This is a genomic window from Paraburkholderia agricolaris, assembly GCF_009455635.1.
GTDB lineage: Bacteria > Pseudomonadota > Gammaproteobacteria > Burkholderiales > Burkholderiaceae > Paraburkholderia > Paraburkholderia agricolaris.
Genome location: NZ_QPER01000002.1, coordinates 968,262 through 986,435, shown reverse-complemented (window position 1 = coordinate 986,435; position 18,174 = coordinate 968,262). Strand labels below are relative to the sequence as shown.

15 protein-coding genes and 1 pseudogene are annotated in these 18,174 nt (G+C 62.1%); 6 read left to right on the top strand and 10 right to left on the bottom strand.

The window, feature by feature from the left end:
• The first annotated feature begins 46 nt into the window (after positions 1-46).
• On the top strand, positions 47-796 hold the full coding sequence (locus GH665_RS25855; RefSeq protein WP_153140113.1) for a FadR/GntR family transcriptional regulator: 750 nt from the start codon (positions 47-49) through the stop codon (positions 794-796).
• A 163-nt stretch (positions 797-959) separates the two neighbouring features.
• Here the strand turns inward: GH665_RS25855 and GH665_RS39575 are convergent, their stop codons facing one another.
• From GH665_RS39575 to GH665_RS25840, 3 genes are all read right to left on the bottom strand, one after another.
• A complete protein-coding gene (locus GH665_RS39575; protein WP_153140112.1) occupies positions 960-1,637 on the bottom strand; it encodes a hypothetical protein in 678 nt (225 codons plus the stop codon).
• A gap of 82 nt (positions 1,638-1,719) precedes the next feature.
• Entirely contained in the window at positions 1,720-2,097 is a 378-nt protein-coding gene (locus GH665_RS25845; protein WP_153140111.1) for a cupin domain-containing protein, read from the bottom strand.
• Positions 2,098-2,179: 82 nt separating this feature from the next.
• Entirely contained in the window at positions 2,180-3,022 is an 843-nt protein-coding gene (locus tag GH665_RS25840; RefSeq protein ID WP_153140110.1) for a helix-turn-helix domain-containing protein, read from the bottom strand.
• Between the two features lie 205 nt (positions 3,023-3,227).
• Here GH665_RS25840 and GH665_RS25835 point away from each other — a divergent pair, with 205 nt between their 5' ends.
• Complete coding sequence (locus tag GH665_RS25835; RefSeq protein WP_153140109.1) at positions 3,228-3,647, top strand: DUF5990 family protein; 420 nt, start codon at positions 3,228-3,230, stop codon at positions 3,645-3,647.
• A gap of 548 nt (positions 3,648-4,195) precedes the next feature.
• On the opposite strand, the gene GH665_RS25830 is transcribed toward GH665_RS25835, so the two are convergent.
• Positions 4,196-4,429, bottom strand: coding sequence for a hypothetical protein (locus tag GH665_RS25830; protein WP_408276656.1), 234 nt, complete (start codon positions 4,427-4,429; stop codon positions 4,196-4,198).
• A 694-nt stretch (positions 4,430-5,123) separates the two neighbouring features.
• Between GH665_RS25830 and GH665_RS25825 the strand changes: the two genes are divergently transcribed.
• A complete protein-coding gene (locus GH665_RS25825) occupies positions 5,124-5,747 on the top strand; it encodes a LysE family translocator (protein ID WP_153142300.1) in 624 nt (207 codons plus the stop codon).
• 16 nt (positions 5,748-5,763) lie between these two features.
• On the opposite strand, the gene GH665_RS25820 is transcribed toward GH665_RS25825, so the two are convergent.
• Positions 5,764-7,179, bottom strand: a complete 1,416-nt coding sequence (locus GH665_RS25820; RefSeq protein ID WP_153140107.1) for an aminotransferase-like domain-containing protein — start codon at positions 7,177-7,179, stop codon at positions 5,764-5,766.
• Positions 7,180-7,336: 157 nt separating this feature from the next.
• Between GH665_RS25820 and aptA the strand changes: the two genes are divergently transcribed.
• Positions 7,337-8,665 (top strand): omega-aminotransferase AptA, encoded by a 1,329-nt coding sequence (gene aptA, locus GH665_RS25815; protein WP_106357676.1) that lies wholly within the window; start codon positions 7,337-7,339, stop codon positions 8,663-8,665.
• Between the two features lie 160 nt (positions 8,666-8,825).
• Here the strand turns inward: aptA and GH665_RS25810 are convergent, their stop codons facing one another.
• Complete coding sequence (locus GH665_RS25810; RefSeq protein ID WP_153140106.1) at positions 8,826-9,350, bottom strand: DUF6496 domain-containing protein; 525 nt, start codon at positions 9,348-9,350, stop codon at positions 8,826-8,828.
• 295 nt (positions 9,351-9,645) lie between these two features.
• On the opposite strand from GH665_RS25810, the pseudogene GH665_RS25805 reads away from it, so the two are divergent.
• A pseudogene (locus GH665_RS25805) lies at positions 9,646-9,896 on the top strand (hypothetical protein).
• 565 nt (positions 9,897-10,461) lie between these two features.
• Complete coding sequence (locus GH665_RS25800) at positions 10,462-11,052, top strand: DinB family protein (protein ID WP_153140105.1); 591 nt, start codon at positions 10,462-10,464, stop codon at positions 11,050-11,052.
• 356 nt (positions 11,053-11,408) lie between these two features.
• On the opposite strand, the gene GH665_RS25795 is transcribed toward GH665_RS25800, so the two are convergent.
• The 4 genes from GH665_RS25795 to GH665_RS25780 form a co-directional block, all read right to left on the bottom strand.
• Positions 11,409-12,617 (bottom strand): ABC transporter substrate-binding protein, encoded by a 1,209-nt coding sequence (locus GH665_RS25795; RefSeq protein ID WP_153140104.1) that lies wholly within the window; start codon positions 12,615-12,617, stop codon positions 11,409-11,411.
• Between the two features lie 153 nt (positions 12,618-12,770).
• Entirely contained in the window at positions 12,771-16,385 is a 3,615-nt protein-coding gene (locus GH665_RS25790; protein ID WP_153140103.1) for a molybdopterin cofactor-binding domain-containing protein, read from the bottom strand.
• Entirely contained in the window at positions 16,382-16,888 is a 507-nt protein-coding gene (locus tag GH665_RS25785; protein ID WP_153140102.1) for a (2Fe-2S)-binding protein, read from the bottom strand. Before GH665_RS25785 ends, GH665_RS25790 begins: the two co-directional genes overlap by 4 nt.
• A gap of 31 nt (positions 16,889-16,919) precedes the next feature.
• Positions 16,920-18,119, bottom strand: a complete 1,200-nt coding sequence (locus tag GH665_RS25780) for an amidohydrolase family protein (RefSeq protein WP_153140101.1) — start codon at positions 18,117-18,119, stop codon at positions 16,920-16,922.
• Between the last annotated feature and the right edge of the window lie 55 nt (positions 18,120-18,174).

Below are 18,174 nucleotides of genomic sequence, written 5' to 3'. Positions count from 1 at the left end.
CGGCTTCGGTTCACCCCGTCGCAACGCTCAGGTCCGGAGATCCGAATTGAAAAAAGGTACTGTCGAAACTACGCCGCTGTGGGAACCGGTGCAGACGGAAACCTTATCGTGGCGCATCGTTTCGCAAGTGCGCGCGGCCGTCTTTTCCGGTCAGATCAAGACCGGCGATTTCCTCGGCAGCGAAACGTCGCTGTCCGCCCAGTTCAACGTCAGCCGCATGGCCGCTCGCGACGCATTGCGCACGCTCGAAGCAGTCGGCATCGTGGAAATCCGCATGGGCGCGAAAGGCGGTGCATGGATTGCGGAAGGCAATCCGGAGCGCTTCGCAGACGCGCTGGCTATTCAACTCCATCTGATCGGCGTGACGGGCGAGGAAATCTTCGACGCGCAAATGGCGATTGAAGTCACGTCGGCCGAGCTCGCGGCGCAAAACGCCACTGAGGAAGACCTCAGGAAGCTGAGCGCAATCCTGGCCGAACTCGACAAGCTGCGCGACGACCCGCTTGCGTTCACGGACGCGTCGCTGCGTTTTCATGAAGCGATTGTGGAGTCGTCGCACAACCGGGTGCTGCTCGCGCAATTCCGCGCGCTGCGTTTCGTGTTGCAACCGCTGCTCGCGCCGAACACCACGCACGCAATCGCCGCACGCGTGATCCGTTCGCACAAATCGGTACTGAACGCAATCGAAGCGCGAGACGGTGCCAAGGCGCGCGAAATCATGCAGCAACGCGTGAAAGTGATCCGTTCGCGCGTGTTGTCGGGCACCGCCGCTCAACACGCTGCCGACGACGAATAAACGCCGCCCGTCACCGTCCGGCAATATGCCGGTGCCATGATGCGGCTTCGTCCCTGCCCCTGCGGCTCGAGAACGTGCAGCCGGATGTGCTGCAGTCCGACACCGCCTGGGCGGGCACGCCTCGCACCAAACCTTGCGCCGGACCACGCCACGGTGCCGCGGTTTAAGCCTTCGCAGGACGCCCCGTCTTGACCGTCTCGAGCGACGACACCGCGGCAAGCAGACGCTGCGGCGCTGCCGATTCCAGCATCATCAACCCTGCTCGCAGCAATTCGCTCTTCTTGACCGACACGCCGGCTTCGAGGCACTTCTGCTTGAGCGACGCGATCCTGTCGTAATCCGATTTCGGCATCGTGAAGCTGTCGCGCACGACTTTCTCTTTCTTCGGCGGCTTGGCTTTCCTGGCTTCAGGCGTGCTGGCCGGTGCGGCTTCGGCAGTGGCCGAGCGCTTCGGTTTAGCCGCCTTCCTGACGGCGGGCGACGCTTCCACTGCGGCCGGGCTCTTTGCTTTCGCCGTTTTCTTGACAACAGGCGCAGCTTCCGCCGATGCCGAGCGCTTCGCCTTCGCAGCCTTCTTCACTTCAGGCGCGGCTTCCACCGGCGCCGCACGGCTGGCTTTGGCAGCCTTCTTGGGCGCAGGCGCGGCTTCGGCGGCTGCCGGGCGCTTCGCTTTGGCTACTTTCCTGACGGCCGGCGCTGCTTCTGCCACCGCTTCTGCCACCGCTTTTTCCGCCGGTTCCGGCGCGGCTACCGGCTGCGCGCCATCCGCCGCGCGCTTGCCCGAACTCTTGGGGAAATTGAATGACTTCCTAGTGTGCTCTTTGGTGACGGGTGCCGACATGCTTACCTCCGCAGTTTTAATGGTATAAACAGTATATACCGTTTATTCGCATCTCGGAGCGGACGGCTCAACGCCTTTCCAGTCAGGCATTGCCGGTTGGAACGATGCCGGCCTCCTCGACCATCAGAATCACCGTCTTCTCCGGCGCACGAGGGCGATGCAGCAGACCTTTACGCACCACAAACGCCTGTCCCGGCCGCAAATCGACGACCCGGTCCTCGAGGTCGATCAGGAAGTGTCCGCTGACGACGTAGAAGAACTCGTCCTCGGCGTCGTGTTTGTGCCAATGATATTCACCCTGCACAACGCCCAGGCGAACCACCGACTGGTTCACCTGGCACAGGGTCTGGTTATACCAGGGGTGGCTGTTTGCCTCGACGAGGGCTGGAACGTCGATGACTTCGCCCACGGCGTGCAGAACATCGAGGCATGTCAAATACGGAAAGGCTTCAGTGCTCACAGTGATCTCCAGGGGGCCACGAGGGTTGGAACGTGTGAGCAACTCTAGGCCGTAACAGCGCCACCGGTCTTGCACCGGAGCGTCAATCTCTGGAACAGGAACGATCTTCCTTCAACTGTGCGCGATATGCGCCCGGCGTCAATCCCATCTTGCGCCGAAAGACGCGCGTGAAGTGGCTTTGGTCCGCAAAACCGGCTTCTTCCGCGATGGCTGCCAGCGACTTGCGTCCGCTAGCCAACTGCGCGCATGCCGAATCGATCCGCAACTGGCGCACATACTCCCCCACCGTAACGCCGAAATGCTTGCGGAATTCACGTGCGAGGTGGTCGGCGGAAACGTGGCTGTCGGCGGCGATTTCATCCAGCGTCAGCGCCTCGTTAAAGCGCTCAAGCAGTAATGCTTCCACACGAGCCAGCCAGCGGCGCGAACCCACTAGCGTGGCGGGACTCCCAACCGAGCGCTCGCAGGCGGCGAGCATCTCCAGTATCAGTCCCTCGACCGCCAATGGCGTAGCCGAATCCTGCTCCCGGCATTCACGGACCAGACGCTGCATGAACGACACCGGCGCACCGCCGGCAAAGTCGTCCGGATTATCGAGAACCCGGGTCCGGCCGCCCAGCCTTTGCAGCCATAGCGACGAAAATTCGACGTGCAGTGCCCGGCCGTCAGCCCCATACCAGCAATTGGCATGCGGCACGCCAGCGGGGAAAAGTGTCAGCTGCATGGGTCCTTCGTTGCCGCGGCGAGTAGCCCAGGTACGCGTACCGCAACCTTCCAGCACGAAACAGAAAAAAGGATTGATGTGTTCGTGCTGGGGAATGATCAGATCGGTCGCGAAATGGGTTTCCGCGATCTGTATGCCGTCGCCGCCGTATAGCTGCGCGGTGGCGCCAAAATAGTCGCCTGGTTCGAGTACCCTCAGCATGGGACTGCTCCCGATAAAACGATGTGATCGCATTTACTCGTGCTTACTCGTTCATATGTTACCCGTGTTACCCGCTCACCTTGAGAACGACACAGTCAGTGAGATTCCTCGACATGCCATTTAGCGGCACGTCGCCCCTGAGCGGCCTTTCGACCGAACAGGCGTGTTAAGGTCGCAGACAGGCGCCACAACATCGAGAAACACGATGGCAGCAGATCAACAGATCACACTACGGCTCACGATTGGAGAACCTGTGCCGGGAGTGGCGTATTCATTGCAGAACAAGCAGGGCGAGCCCGTCTGCGCGGTCATAGCAGGAGAGCAGCCGCTGTCGTTCGATGTGCAAGTGGCAGTCGCGCCCGGCCCTCGCTTTCTGGGCGACATGGTGCGCCGCGAGGGTCCCACGCGGCGCTTCATATACATTGCTATCGGCGAACAGGCTGGCGACGCATCTTCGCCGTGGAATCGGCGCGCCAAGATCGATATCCACGATCTCCCGGCCAAGCTGCTGGAGAAAGCACTTGCTGGCAGCGTGCTGGAGGCCCTTCTCCCAGGTAGGGCCGCGGACGGTGGCCCCGCCTGTGCGAGCGTGCGTCCGCTGGGGCCGTGGAAGGTGGCTGAATAACCGAATAGCAGTCATCACGACGCAAACGGCAGGTAAGAGGACGCCCGATCGCGGCTACCTCGACACGCCTGCTGTCGTAGCCGAAGCAGCTTTCTTGCGATCCCGATCCGTATCGCAGCCGTCATCCGTCACGGCCTGCCCCCCCGCCTCCAGCATCACCATCGACGGTGGTATGGCGTTATGACTGTCCGGTGACGGTCCCCTCTTGTCCGTCTGCCTTGCCGTCGCGGAGTATCCGCAGCACGGCGTTTGCTGATTGTCGCCCTTCGCGACAATCACTTAACGAAGGAAGCAATTCGGGCGAGGGCGAAGAAGCGGCCGCCGCCGCCTTACTGGCAGGTTGATCGCTGTTACTCAGTGATTGAAAAGCGCGCCGGGCGGCGTTGCTGCGATTTGGTGGTCCGCTCAACGCGCGGGCTGGCGCCGCGGATGAAGAGAATCGCGCAGATAGCTACCATCATCCAAATGCTGAGAATTACGGTCAAGGCACTCATTACGGTCTTCAGAAGTTCGACACTGCGATTAGTTCTGTCTGGCCTGACGGCCAATCAACGTGCCGTAGGTTGGTCGGTACCTTTGAGCAATAGCTCATCGATCAGGCACGTGGTCAGTGCCAACTGCTTTTCGAGCGATATGCGCGCCACTTCCGCGCCCACCGTGTCGCCACGTGCGACGGCTTTGTGAGTCTGCGTCGCGAGGCGCAACACGGCCTCCGACGCGAGGTGCAGACCGCGCATCATGCCCGCGTCGGAGTACGGCGAAGGATCGTTCCAATCGGACATAGATACTTCCGGCAGGCCAACTTCGAACTGGTAATTTTGGTGGTGGCGGAAAGACATCTCAGACTCCCTGCGCGATTGGCACGATGTCAGTGTGCGCCGACGATAGGGAGTCCAATCCGTTAAAAAGAAGCCAAATTTGGAGTTAATCCGTCGCCATCGAAAGAACGAAAAATTTGCTAAAAATGGGGCGGGGCGCCCGCGACGTATACGATCGGTCGAGGCGAAAATTCAACACTCCGACTCGCTGCAGCGACTCAGAGTTGTCCTGAAGTGGGAATCCTCTTGAAAACAATCGTAAAGCGCTTCCTGTTAGCGCTGATTGGCAGGAGGAAGCCGCGCCTGTTGATGTCCACCCAAAACTGATCCGCACCCCCAGTTGGGCACAAGTTTCCGAGCACATAGAAGTCGGACTGCGAATAGAGGTTCTCGAGCTCGAGCGGCCGATGGGCCATCTGATCGTCAACGAGATTTCCATCCATCAAGGCTGACCGCGCCACCACTGCGTTATGTCGCCCGTCTCATTAATATTGGCGCGAATCTCACGAATGCAGTCGTTTCACGGTTAAGGCGCTAACGCGCCCCTCGCAAAGCCACCTGTACCGGACACCATCCCAAAAACCGTACAGGTACTGTACCGGCACGCTTCGTTAGAATGCTATTACGGTTTTACTGATCGCCACCGGAGCCACCCATGATGTCCTACCTCAGTCTCAGCGCGCTGCCCGCCGGCATTCTGTTCGCGCTCGTCACCACGATCACGCCCGGTCCGAACAACACGATGCTGCTCGCCTCGGGCGTCAACTTCGGCTTTCGCCGCACACTGCCGCATCTTTCCGGCATCAGTGCCGGGGTCGTCCTGTTGATGCTGTCAGTGGGAATTGGTCTGGGCGAAGCCTTCGTGCACTTCCCGGTGCTGTACACGGTGCTCGAAGTCGCGAGCGTGGCGTATCTGCTGTATCTCGCGTGGAAAATCGGCACGTCGGGTGAACTGAAGGTCAAGAAAGGCGATCACCGGCCCATGAAGTTTCATGAGGCGATCGCGTTTCAGTGGGTCAATCCGAAAGCGTGGATGATGGTGCTGACCGCCGCCACGACGATCCACCTGAGCGCGAGCACCAGCATGAACGCGATCGCAATGGCCGCGATCTTTTACGTGATCGGTTTTCCGTGTATCTGCCTGTGGGCCGGTTTCGGCACCGCGATGCGGCGCGTGCTGTCGGACCCGAAGCGCCTGCGCATTTTCAACGTGGCGATGGCGCTGCTGCTGGTGCTCTCGCTGTATCCGATCGCGCTGAAGCTGCTCGGCCTGTCCGCCTGAGCGCGAGTACGGCCGGCTAGATCTCGCCGCGTCCGATTCGTTCGATGAAGCGCCACAACGCGTCGTCGGTCGAATACGGTGCGTTGAAACGGAACCAGGCACTCGGCGCATCGTCGGGACGGAAGTAGGAGCCGGGCGCGAGCCAGATGCCATGCGTGAGCGCGGCGGTCGCCACCTCGCCCGCGCGTTCCGCCTCGATCGGCAGCCGCGCCCACAGAAACAGGCCGGCGCGCGGCCGGTGAAACAGTTCGAGACCGAGCGAATCGAGCCGCTCCTCGACTGTTGCATGCACGAGCTTGAGCCGCTCGTTCACAGCTTCGACGTGGCGCGCATAGCGCCCTTCGAGCAATACCTTGTCGACGATCCGCTCGATCGCTTCCGACGAAGTCAAACCCACCGCCATCTTCGTGCGCGCCAGTTCGCGCAGCACCGCCCGCTCGGCGACCACATAGCCGCAGCGCAGCCCCGGCGTCACCGTCTTCGAAAAACCGCCTACGTAGAGCACGCGCTGCAAGCCTTCCATAGCGGCAAACAAAGGCGCGCCGGGCGGCGCCAGCTCGCGGCTGACATCGTCTTCGATCACCCACATGCGCTGACGCTCGGCGATCTGCAACAGACGGAACGCCGCCGACATGCCGAAAGTCACGCCGGTCGGATTCTGCAGCGTGGTGTTGACGAAAATCGCCTTCGGCTTGTGTTGCGCGACCAGCGCCTCGAGCACGTCGGTATCGACGCCCGCCGGCGTGCGCGGCACGCCATGCACGACCAGCCCCGCGAGCTTGAGAATCTGCAGCAGATTGCAATAACCGGGATCTTCGACGATCACGGCGTCGCCCGCCCGCAGCAAGGTGCGCACGATCAGATCGAGCCCTTGCGTCGCGCCCTGCGTGAGCAGCACGTTGGAGACGTCGACCGGCAAACCGCGCCGGTCGAGCTGCTCGGCGATCCGCTCGCGCAGCGGCGCGAAACCGTACGGATGACCGTAGTCGCCGAGCCGTGCCGCCGGCACCCGGCTCATGGCCCGCAGCGCATGCTGCAAACCCGTTTCGTTGATCCACTCGTTCGGCAGCCAGCCGCCGCCCGCCTTGATCGGCACAGAATGGTCGGCGAACACGTCGGACAGCAGCCAGGTCGCTGTCAGGCTCGGCGGTTGCCAGTCGGTCGGAGCGGCCCGTGCCGACTGCGCGCGCGCCGCGACCCGATAACCGGAGCCGCGCCGCGCCACCACAAGGCCCATCGAAACAAGACGGTTGTAGGCCTCCGTGACCGTGAAGGTGCTCAGTTCGTGGCTTTGCGCCAACTGCCGCACCGACGGCAACAGCGCGCCCGCGCGCAGCGACTGCGCTTCGATCGCGCTCGCGAAACCCTGCACCACCTGCTCAACGAGCGTGGGTGCGGCGCGCCGGTCGCGCTCCAGTTGTAGTTCGATCATGGTCAGAAGTGAGGAGTCGGCACAGTTATCGCGTTTCCACCAACACAGTTAGCGCCACACCGCGTCAACTGTTTATGCCGCCATTAAACCGCGAACGCTACAGTTTTGGCTATGCCCCAAAGGAAGTCCCTTGGGGGACCACTTCGAGGAGAACACCATGACTTCGCGCCCCGTCATCGACGATCTGTCGTCTTTCTGGATGCCGTTTACCGCCAACCGCCAGTTCAAGGCCGCGCCGCGCCTGCTGGAATCGGCCAAGGGCATGTATTACCGCACCACGGACGGGCGTGAAGTGCTCGACGGCTGCGCCGGTCTCTGGTGCGTGAACGCCGGCCACGGCCGCGACGAAATCGTTGCGGCGATTACCGAGCAACTGTCGACGCTCGATTTCGCACCGACCTTTCAGATGGGCCACCCGTTGGCGTTCGAAGCGGCCACCAAAGTTGCCGAACTGATGCCGGATGGTCTCGACCGGATCTTCTTCACGAACTCCGGCTCCGAATCGGTCGACACCGCCCTGAAAATCGCCCTGGCGTACCACCGTTCGCGCGGTGAAGGCCAGCGCACCCGTCTGATCGGGCGCGAGCGCGGCTATCACGGCGTGGGCTTCGGCGGCATTTCGGTCGGCGGTATCGCGCCGAACCGCAAGACCTTCTCCGGCGCGCTGCTGCCGGCGGTCGATCACCTGCCGCACACGCACAACCTTGAACACAACGCGTTTTCGAAAGGCCAGCCCGCCTGGGGCGCCCATCTCGCCGACGAACTCGAACGCATTGTCACGCTGCACGATGCCTCGACGATTGCCGCCGTGATCGTCGAACCGGTGGCCGGCTCGACGGGTGTGCTGATTCCGCCGCAAGGCTATCTGCAGAAGCTGCGCGAGATTTGCACGAAGCACGGCATCCTGCTGATTTTCGACGAAGTGATTACCGCTTTCGGCCGCGTCGGCAAGGCGACGGCGAGCGAGTACTTCGGCGTGACGCCGGACCTGATCACGATGGCCAAGGCGATCAACAACGCCTCGATCCCGATGGGCGCAGTGGCCGCGAGCCGCACGATTCACGACTCGATCGTCAACAGCGGCGCACAGGGCGCCATCGAACTGTTCCACGGCTACACGTATTCGGCCCACCCGGCGGCGACCGCCGCTGCGGTTGCGACGCTCGACCTGTATCGCCGCGAAGGCCTGTTCGAGCGCGCTGCAACGATGGCGCCGAAGTTCGAAGCCGCCGCTCACTCGCTGCGTGGTGCGAAGCATGTGAAGGACGTGCGCAACCTCGGCATGATCGCGGGTGTCGAACTCGAACCGCGCGACGGCGCGCCGGGTGCGCGTGCTTACGAAGCGTTCGTGAAGTGCTTCGAGGCGGGCGTGCTGGTGCGCTTTACCGGCGACATCCTCGCGTTCTCGCCGCCGCTCATCATCGACGAAGAACAGATCGCGCACATCTTCAAGACCGTGGGCGACGTGCTGGCGACCGTGCAGTAAGCAGGGCTCGTGGAAAGAGGCGGCGCGCGTGGGGTGCGCGCGCCGCTTCGCTGCCCCGCCTCGCGTGCGTCGGCAGCGATCCCCTCTCAGGTGTGAGGCGTCGACACCGTGCGGCAGGTTTCCATGACGCGCCGCACGTCTGCTCAGGTACTCCCTTACTTCAATGATGCGCGCGGGTAGCCCTGGTGTGCGCAGCTTTCTTCGCTGCGGCCGAGCGGCCCGCGGCGCCCTTCGTCGCGGCGGCTTTCTTCGCTGCTGCGGAACGGCTCGCCGCCGGACGTTTTGCTGCGGCCGACTTCGTTTGCTTCGACAAAGCCGTGCGCGATACACCAGCGGTGCTTTCACGCTTCAACGCGTTGGTTGCGGCACGTGAGCGTTTCGCTGCCGATTCGCTGCTCGCGCTCTTTTTCGCCGTGCTCTTGCCCTGACCCGCGGCGTTATCCTTCGCCGCTTTCTTGCGGGTTGCCTCGCTGGCCGCGCCCTTCTTCGGCGACTTCACCGCAACGCCTGCACGGCGCGCTTCCGACAGACCGATTGCAATAGCCTGCCTGGCCGACCTCACGCCGTGCTTGCCGGCGCGTACCTTATCGACCTGCTCCTTGATGAATTCCCCGGCCTTGGTACTTGATGCCTTGCCGGCACGTTTATCGGCCTGGGCACGCTTGATGGTTTTCTGTTCGGGCATGACAGTTCTCCGGTTAGCTGTTGACTCTGTGGACTGAGCAACGCGTGTGCCGGGGTTGTTTGCCGCAAGGGCCGATGTGGTTTGAGGGGGTGTCTACTGGAGATTTGGCACTTTTTTATGTGATCCGGCGGGCATCGGTATGGGCGTCGACGGCCGCATGGTCAGGCATCGGGGAGGCTCGTTGCGGCGCAGCGAAAGCTGGGGAAGTTGCCTTGTAACGCTCGCGCATGCCGTCTGGACGGCGTATGGTGATGGCAAGGGTTGGCGCCGTGGTCCGGCCCGACGGGAGACGTCCATGAAGATACCTACCGTTCGCGCAGGCGCGCATATCGAGGGTGTGCATTGGGTTGCCGAGTACGCTGAGGACGTTCACGAGATTCGCGTGTTTCGTGAAGGGCAGGAAGTGGATGTACATAATGCGCCGTCGGCGTTGTTTGGCGATGAGGAGAATGCCGGGTCAAAGAGCACGGCCGATCATCGGGGGTGGAAGCCGCTGTGCTGGCTTATTTGAGGCGGTTTGTGATTGAGCATGATGCGGAGGAATGAAGGGTTGGGCCTGTTCGGCGGTTTCCTTGTTGAGCTGGTCTTTTGGCCTTTCCTTGCTATGTTAGTGGTCTGTTTGGCGTTGCCATCCTGGGCTTTTGGCCTTTCCTTGATTTGTTAGTGGTCTATTAGCGTTGCCCCTGTGCGGGGCGGCACCTACTTTTCTTTGCCTGCCGCAAAGAAATGTAGGCAAAAGAAAGCGGCTTTACCCCGCTAGCTCATAAGCGGGTCCCCTGGCTTGGAGGGGGTAGTGGTGCATCTGGAATCTGTCTCCTCGCACATTCCGCCTCAGTGACAAGGCAGTCATACTTCCCGCCTCGCACTACGTGCTCGCCGGAAGGGGCGCTGAAATGGCGGTGGACTTGTTGGTCTTGTATTTCGGCCTTTTTTCGCGCATTCCGAACGTGAGCGCCGTCGTGATCATTGCTTTGACTATCGCGCGCGAACTCGCTGGTGCGGGCCTTTCGCATTGTTTTCCAGGGCGCTGAAATGCGAGTGGACATGGGGGCTTCGCCCGAAAATAATGTAGGCGAAGCTCACAAATTATTTGAATGGGAAGATTGCCGCGATGAGTGCAAACGAACTGCTGTTCCGGATGCTTCGCTACCAGGCGTGGGCGAATGAGGAAATCCTGGAAGCAATGAAGGGACTCGACACCGAACGTCATGCCGAGGAGCGGCATATTGCTCTTCGGCTGATGAACCATTGCCTGGTGGTAAACAAGATCTTCGCCGCTCATCTTGCTGGCGACAGTCACGGCTTCTCTTCCGACAATACGCCTGTCACCCCTGAGCTGGAGGAACTATGTTCTGAACTGGTGGCTGTGGACCGCTGGTATCTCGACTACGTGAAAGCGGTTACACCGACCGCGTTGTCCCAATCTGTTCCATTTGCATTTACCGACGGTGACAATGGGTACATGACACGTGAAGAGATGCTGACCCATGTCGTCACACATGGTGGCTATCATCGCGGCGAAGTGGGACGGGTGATGATTCAAGCGGCCGCCCGATCAGGACAAAACATCAAGTTGCCGTGGGACACCTACGCCGTTCATCTCCACAGAACGGAACCCGCACGCCGACGCCAAGGCAAGGAGGAATCAGCAACGGAAGCAATAAACACCGCGACAGACGATGTTTTCCCCAACTCCCGCTAAGCGTCGACAACGCCCGACAAGACACCGCGAACACGAACAACAGCGCACGCCCCAATGAACTGGGCGTCGGCGCGCGCAGCGCCGCCGGAGGTATGACGCCCTTGTCACTAAGGTGGAATGCGCGAGAACACAGATTCCAGATGCACCACTACCGCGGCTGTGCGGGGGACCCGCTTAAGAATTAGCGGTTTGAGCCGCTTTCTCTTGCCTACTTCTCTTTGCGGCGGCAAAGAGAAGTAGGTGCCGCCCCGCACAGGGGCAACGCTAATAGACCACTAACAAATCAAGGAAAGGCCAACGCCATAAGCCCCCAACCAAAACAAACCAAACTACCCCGTCGAACAGGCAAAAAACCCTCACTCCCCAGCCCTCAACTTCTTAACTTCAGCATCCGACGGCTGCACACTAGCGCCGTCCACATACCGATAAGAAGTCATCACCCCCTTCCCATCCTTAACCCCGGTAACCCCAACAAACGCCCCCATTGTCGACTGATTATCCTGAGCCCGATAAGTAATCGGCCCGAAGGGCGTATCCACTCCTAAGCCCTTGAACGCGGCAGCAAGCTTATCCGGATCCGTAGACCCAGCCTTCCTGATCCCCGCCGCAATCGACATCAGCGCCGAATACCCCACCACCGACCCAAGCCTCGGATAATCGTGGTACTTCGCCTGATACGCATCCACAAACTTCTTGTTCGCCGCCGTATCGATCGAATACCACGGGTACCCCGTCACGATCCAGCCAGTCGGCGCCTCCGCCCCCAACGGATCGAGATAGTCTGGTTCGCCCGTCAGCAACGACACCACACTGCGATCCTTGAACAAGCCCCGCGTATTACCCTCGCGCACAAACTTGCCGAGATCGGCGCCAAACAGCACGTTGAAAATCGCATCCGGCTTCGCATCGGCAAGCGCCTGCGTGACCGCGCCCGCGTCGACATTACCCAGCGGCGTCGCCTGCTCGGCGACAAACTGCACGTCCGGCTGCGCCGCCGTCATCAGCTTCTTGAACGTCGCCACCGCCGATTGCCCGTACTCGTAGTTCGGATACACGAGCGCCCAGCGCTTCTTCTTCAGCTTCACCGCTTCGGGCACCAGCATCGCGACCTGCATGTACGTCGAAGGACGCAGACGGTACGTATATTTGTTGCCGTCGGCCCAAACGATCTTGTCGGTCAACGGCTCGGCCGCAAGGAAGAAAATCTTCTTCTGCTTGGCAAAGTCAGTCAACGCAAGACCCGTGTTCGACAGGAAACCGCCGAACAGCAATTGCACCTGCTCACGTGCAATCAATTCCTGCGCAACACGGATCGTATCGCCCGGATTGCCGTTGTCGTCGCGCGACACCACTTCGAGCTGCTTGCCCAAGACACCGCCCGCCGCATTCACCTGGTCGAGCGCGAGATTCCAACCGTTCTTGTAAGGTCCGAGAAAGGCAGGCTGCGCCTTGTAGCTGTTGATCTCACCGATCTTGATGGTCTGCTGCGCGCTCGCGCCGACAGCCGCGAGCGATAGAACCGTTGAAACCGTGAGGCGAGAGATCCATCCTGCGCGCGTGGTCATGCGTTTCTCCGTTATCAAAAGGATTGCGGGAATGCGGTCGTTTTTATCAAGCGTTGAAGCGTTTCGTGATTCGTTCGGTGATTCGTTCGGTGATTCCTTCAGCGAGCCATGTCCAAGTTGCAGCAATCCGGTGCGGCAATGCGTTCGCTGATTTCACTCTGCCTGCGGTGCCGCGCGGACTCTGGCAACGCTCGCGGTGACGTCCTGCCATGCCGGTTTACCGCCGGCGAATTGCTGACGCAGATAGGACACGAGTTCGGCGACCTGAGCGTCGTTGAAACTATCACGGTAAGCCGGCATCGTACCGAGTTCGGGGCGCGCAGGCGAGCCGATACCATCGAGAATCACGCGAATCAGATTATCAGGCGTCGTACTGTGCAAATTCGTGTTAAGCGCCAGCGACGGATGCGCACCAAACAATTGCGGCCCGCTACCCGTGTGATGACAGGCAGCACACGCACCATCGAACAGGCGTGCACCAAGACCGTTTGCGGTACCCGTTATCGTGCTGGCCTGCTCGTACTGACGCGCCATTGCCGCCGGATCCGCGTTGGCCTCGAGAGGATTCAACGAGGCCAGATACGTGGCCATCGCGCGAATATCGCTGTCGGGCAAAGCCGCCAGATCGTTGACGACCGGCGCCATCGGCCCGGCCGCAACGCCATGCAAGGGCGCGTGGCCGTAGCGCAGATAGCTGAACAGCTCGTCTTCGCTCCAGGGTACGGGCGCGTTGGAAAGCGCCGACAGCGCGGGCGCTTCCCATCCGTCCGCCACGCCGCCGCCCATGAAAGCGGCGCCGGTTTTCTCGGCGCCGAATGCGTTGCGCGGCGTATGGCATGCGCTGCAATGGCCGAGACCGTTCACCAGGTACGCGCCGCGATTCCATTGCGCGCTTTGCGCCGTATCGGCGGGCAAAGGGTTGCGTCCAAGAAAAAGCCCGTTCCATACGGCCATCAGCGGACGCACGCTGAACGGATACGCCAGCTTCGTTTCCGGCGGCCGCGAGCGCACCGGCGTCTGTGCCATCAGGTAAGCGTAGAGCGCCTTGAGGTCGTCGTCGGAGGTGTTTTTGAACGACGTGTAGGGGAACGCGGGATACAGCCGATGCCCGTCGCGGCTGATACCTTGCCGCATCGCCCGCACGAAGGCGTCGAGCGACCATGTACCGATACCCGTTAGTCCATCGGGCGTGAGGTTGGTGCTATACACGGTGCCGAATGGCGTTTCGAGCGGTTTGCCACCCGCGTTCGGCACGCCATTGCGGGCGGTATGGCAAACCGCGCAGTTACCCAGCGACGCGAGCAGCTTGCCGCGCGCCACCAGTTCGGGCGCGAACGCGCTCGCGAGCGGTGGCGCGATCGGCGCGATGGCTGCCGGCGACATGGCCAGTACGCCCAGCCAACCGGCCGCACCCGCGGCGAGCGTGCCGAGAAAGCCGAACCGCCAGCGCTTCCTGCTGCGTGCAGCGGCCTCCTCCGCTTGCGCATCGGCGAGCGCGGCGCGAATCGTTTCAGGCGTGAATGGCGGCCTGCGAAAACGCACCCCGGTCGCGTCATACAACGCATTGGCGATCGCCGCGGCACCAGGCAGCGAAGCCGATTCACCGGTGCCCATCGGCGGCTCGCCGTGACGCGGCATCATCACCACGTCGATCACCGGCACTTCACGGAAGGTCAGAATCGGGTACGCGCCCCACTCCTGACTTGTCACCGCGTTCTCACCGAACGTCACACGTTCTTTCAGCGCGCGGCTGGTTGCCTGGATCACATTGCCGTGAATCTGATGGCGTACGCCGTCCGGATTCACCATCGTGCCGGTGTCCTGTCCGACCACCACGCGCGTCACGGCCAGCTCGCCGCTCTTGCGGTTCACCTCGACGTCGGCGACCCACGCGGACCAAGCCGCGCCGAAGCCGGGGAATTTGCTGTGCACGTAGCGGGCGTACGCGAAACCTCTGCCGCGCGCAACGTCGCCCTGTTCCTGAGCCTCGTCTTTAAACGCGGCGGTACGAGGCTGCCAGCCGGCTTTCTCAGCCACAGCCTTGACGAGATCGATCGCACGCGGATCAGTGAGATGTTTCAGCCGGAACTCAACGGGGTCCGCGCCCGCTTGCGCCGCGAGTTCGTCGATGAAAGACTCATGCGCGAACGTGTTCGGCAACGCGGACACGCCTCTTAGCCAGGACGCGCGCACGATCGGCGGCGTGTCGTCGCAAACAATGCGCATGGTCCGGTAGTCGTATGGCGGCACGGCCGTACGGTCGCCCATTTCGAAGACTTGCGGCTGCGCGGAGAGGGTTCCGGTAAGCAACAGCGCCAACGTGGGGGCGTCGTTCGATGGATAGCGCGTCGCGAAATCGTAGGCGGCGAGTTCGCCTTGCGCGCCTAAAGCGCCGCGCACGTCCATCAATTGCGCTGCACCCTTGGGCTCCCATGCATGCTCGTCTTCGCGCGAAAGTTGTACACGCACCGGACTGCCGGTTGCGCGCGAGAGGAGTGCGGCATCGGCGGCGACATCGTCCGCGCAATTGCGGCCGTAACACCCTGCCGCTTCCATGCGCACGATCTCGATGTGCGCTTCGTCCAGCGCCATTAGCAGAGCGAGGTCGGCTCGCAACGAATGGGGATTCTGCGTACCCGACCAGACCTTCAGTGTCGCATCCCGGTAGTCGGCCACCGCGCACGACGGCCCAATCGACGCATGCATCTGAAACGGCCATACGTAGGTGCGTTCCAACGTTCGGGCCGGGTCTTGCGCGAGCGCTGCGTCGGTATCGCCTTCGATCACCAGATCGCGTCGGCTGGCCGGATTGGCCCTTAGCGCGGCTTCCACTTCCTCGCTGGTTTCGAGCGGCGGCAAACCTTCTACTGTTTTCCATCGCACAGCCAACCGCTTCACCGCCTGCTGCGCGATCTCTTCGCGCTCAGCGGCAATACCCACGAAATCGCGGATCACCACCACCTTGACGATGCCGGGCAAGTCACGAAGGGAATCTTCATCGACATGCAACAGGCTATTGCCGATGAACTCGCCCTGCGCGATACCCGCATAAGGCGGCCGTACGACACGGCCGTGCAGCATGCCCGGCACGCGCACGTCGTGCACGAAGCTCAATTCTCCCGTGGCCTTCGCGGGAATATCGACACGCGGCGAGCTCTTGCCGACGATCCTGTACGTGTCGGGTGATTTCAACGGCGCGTCGGTGGCGAGTGTCAGTTCAATACGCCGGCCGGCGATCAGTTCGCCATAGCTCAGACCTTTGATGGTGTCGTCGTCACGTTGAAAGACCACGCCGTCGCGCACATCGAGTTGCGTCGCACCGACCTTCAAACGCGCGGCCGCTTCCGCCAGCAAGAATTGCCGGGCTTGCGCGGCTGCATGCCGTAACGGTACGGCGGATATCTGGATCGTCGCGCTCGCGATCGTCGGGCCCTGATTCGGCGCCTCGTTCGTATGACCCAGCACGATCGACACGCGCGTCAACGGCACATCCAGTTCTTCCGCGACGATCTGCGCGAGCGCTGTGCCGATGCCGGTGCCGAGATCGACGTGACCGTTGAACGCCACCACACTGCCGTCGTCGCGCACGACGAGAAACATGTCGGCTTGCGTCGGTACGAATGCGGAGCGCGACCCTGGCTGCCCAGCCGCCGCGCGTGCCGGCGCCTGCGGCGGCCGCGTGACGATCAGCACACTCTGCGCGTCGTAGAGTTGCTGCCGCGACGGCGGCGCGGCCCGGCGATCGACGCTGAAATCCGGCCCGGTCATGCGTGCGCTCCCTTATCCAGCACCGGTTGCACGGCAAGCAATTGCGCCGCACGCTGGACCGCGCGCACGATCTCGACATGCGTGCCGCAGCGGCAGAGATTGCGCGACAATTCCCGCCGAATCGTTTCGACACCCGGATGCGGATCGCGATCGAGCAACGCCTTGGCGGTCATGATCATGCCGTTCAGGCAATAGCCGCACTGCGCGGCCTGTTCTTCGATAAATGCCTGCTGCACCGGATGCAGCGCGGTACGCGTACCCAATCCTTCGAGCGTGGTGATTTCGCGCCCCAGCGCAACCTTCGCGGTCGTCACGCATGAACGCGTCGGCATGCCATCGAGCAACACCGTACACGCGCCGCATTCGCCGAGACCACACCCGAATTTCGGACCGTTCAACGCGAGGTCGTTACGCAGCAGATAAAGCAGCGGCGTGTCGGCAGCGGCGCTGACCAGATGGGTCGCGCCGTTGACGTGCAGCGCAAGAGGCGCCGGACGGTTCATGGGAGTGCCGGCCACGCCGTGCGGTGCGCGTTCAAAGCACCACCGGCACTTCGGTCGCCGGTGGCGTATTGCGGCTGCGCCGGCAGCGGATCAGCCCGTCGATCATCACCATGCCGACGCCGGGAATATCGCCCAGTTGCACACTTTCCAGCAGCGTATCGGCCGCCGTGTGCTGTGCGCGATCCATGAAGACAAGGTCGGCGGGACGGCCCACTTCGATCAATCCCTGGCGCAGATTGCGTTGCCGCGCGGTGTTGCCGGTTGCAAAACAGAAGGCGATTTCAGCAGGGACATCCGCGAGACTCGAGATCAGCGCGATCATCCGCAGAATGCCGAGCGGTTGCACGCCGGAACCCGCCGGGCTATCCGTGCCGAGAATAATCCGGTGCGGACACTTCAATTCGATCGCATGGCGCGCGGTGAGCAGGGCGATCCGTTCATTGCCGTTGTGAACGATCTCCAGTGCGCGGCTCGATTGCTCGCACAGATCGCATACGTGCCGATAGGACAGCGAGGTATGGCCGCCGTTGATATGGCCGATCACGTCCGCGTCGGCAGCGAGCACCACGTCCCGGTCGATCAGGCCCGAGCCGGGAATCGACGGGCCGCCCGTGTGAATCGTGCTTTGAATGCCGTACTTGCGGGCCCACGCCACCATCTGTGCGGCTTCCTCGCCGCCCTTCACACTGCCGAGACCGACTTCACCGAGCAGCTTCACGCCCGCTTCCGAAAGCTCCTTGAAGTCCTCTTCGACCATGCCCTTCTCGATCACCGGCGCGCCCGCCATGACCTTCACGCCGCCACCGACACCCGCGCCGCGCATCCCTTCGAACGAACGCTGCGCGGTAATCGCGAGCGCCTTGACGCCGACTACGTCTTTCGGACGCCCAGGCAAGTGCACTTCGCCGGCGGAGATCATGGTCGTCACGCCACCGTTCAGATTCGACTCGATCCAGCCCATCTGATTCTGCCGCGGCGTCCAGTCGCCGAACACCGGATGCACGTGTGAGTCGATCAGGCCCGGCGCGACTGCGGTACCTTTGCAGTCGACCGTGGTTCGCGCGCCTTCGAGGTCACAATCTTTCTCCCGGCCGATCGCGACGATCACGCCGTCGTCGATGACCAGCGTGTTCGCATCGAGAATCGGCTTGTCGATGTCGCCGGATAACAGCAGACCGATGTTCGTTACGGCAACCTTGCCCGACAAGCCTGTCAACGTCTCTGCTGCCATCTGCCTCTCCTTTCGCAACGACTGCCCGGCGCCGCATGCGCGCATACCCTGCACG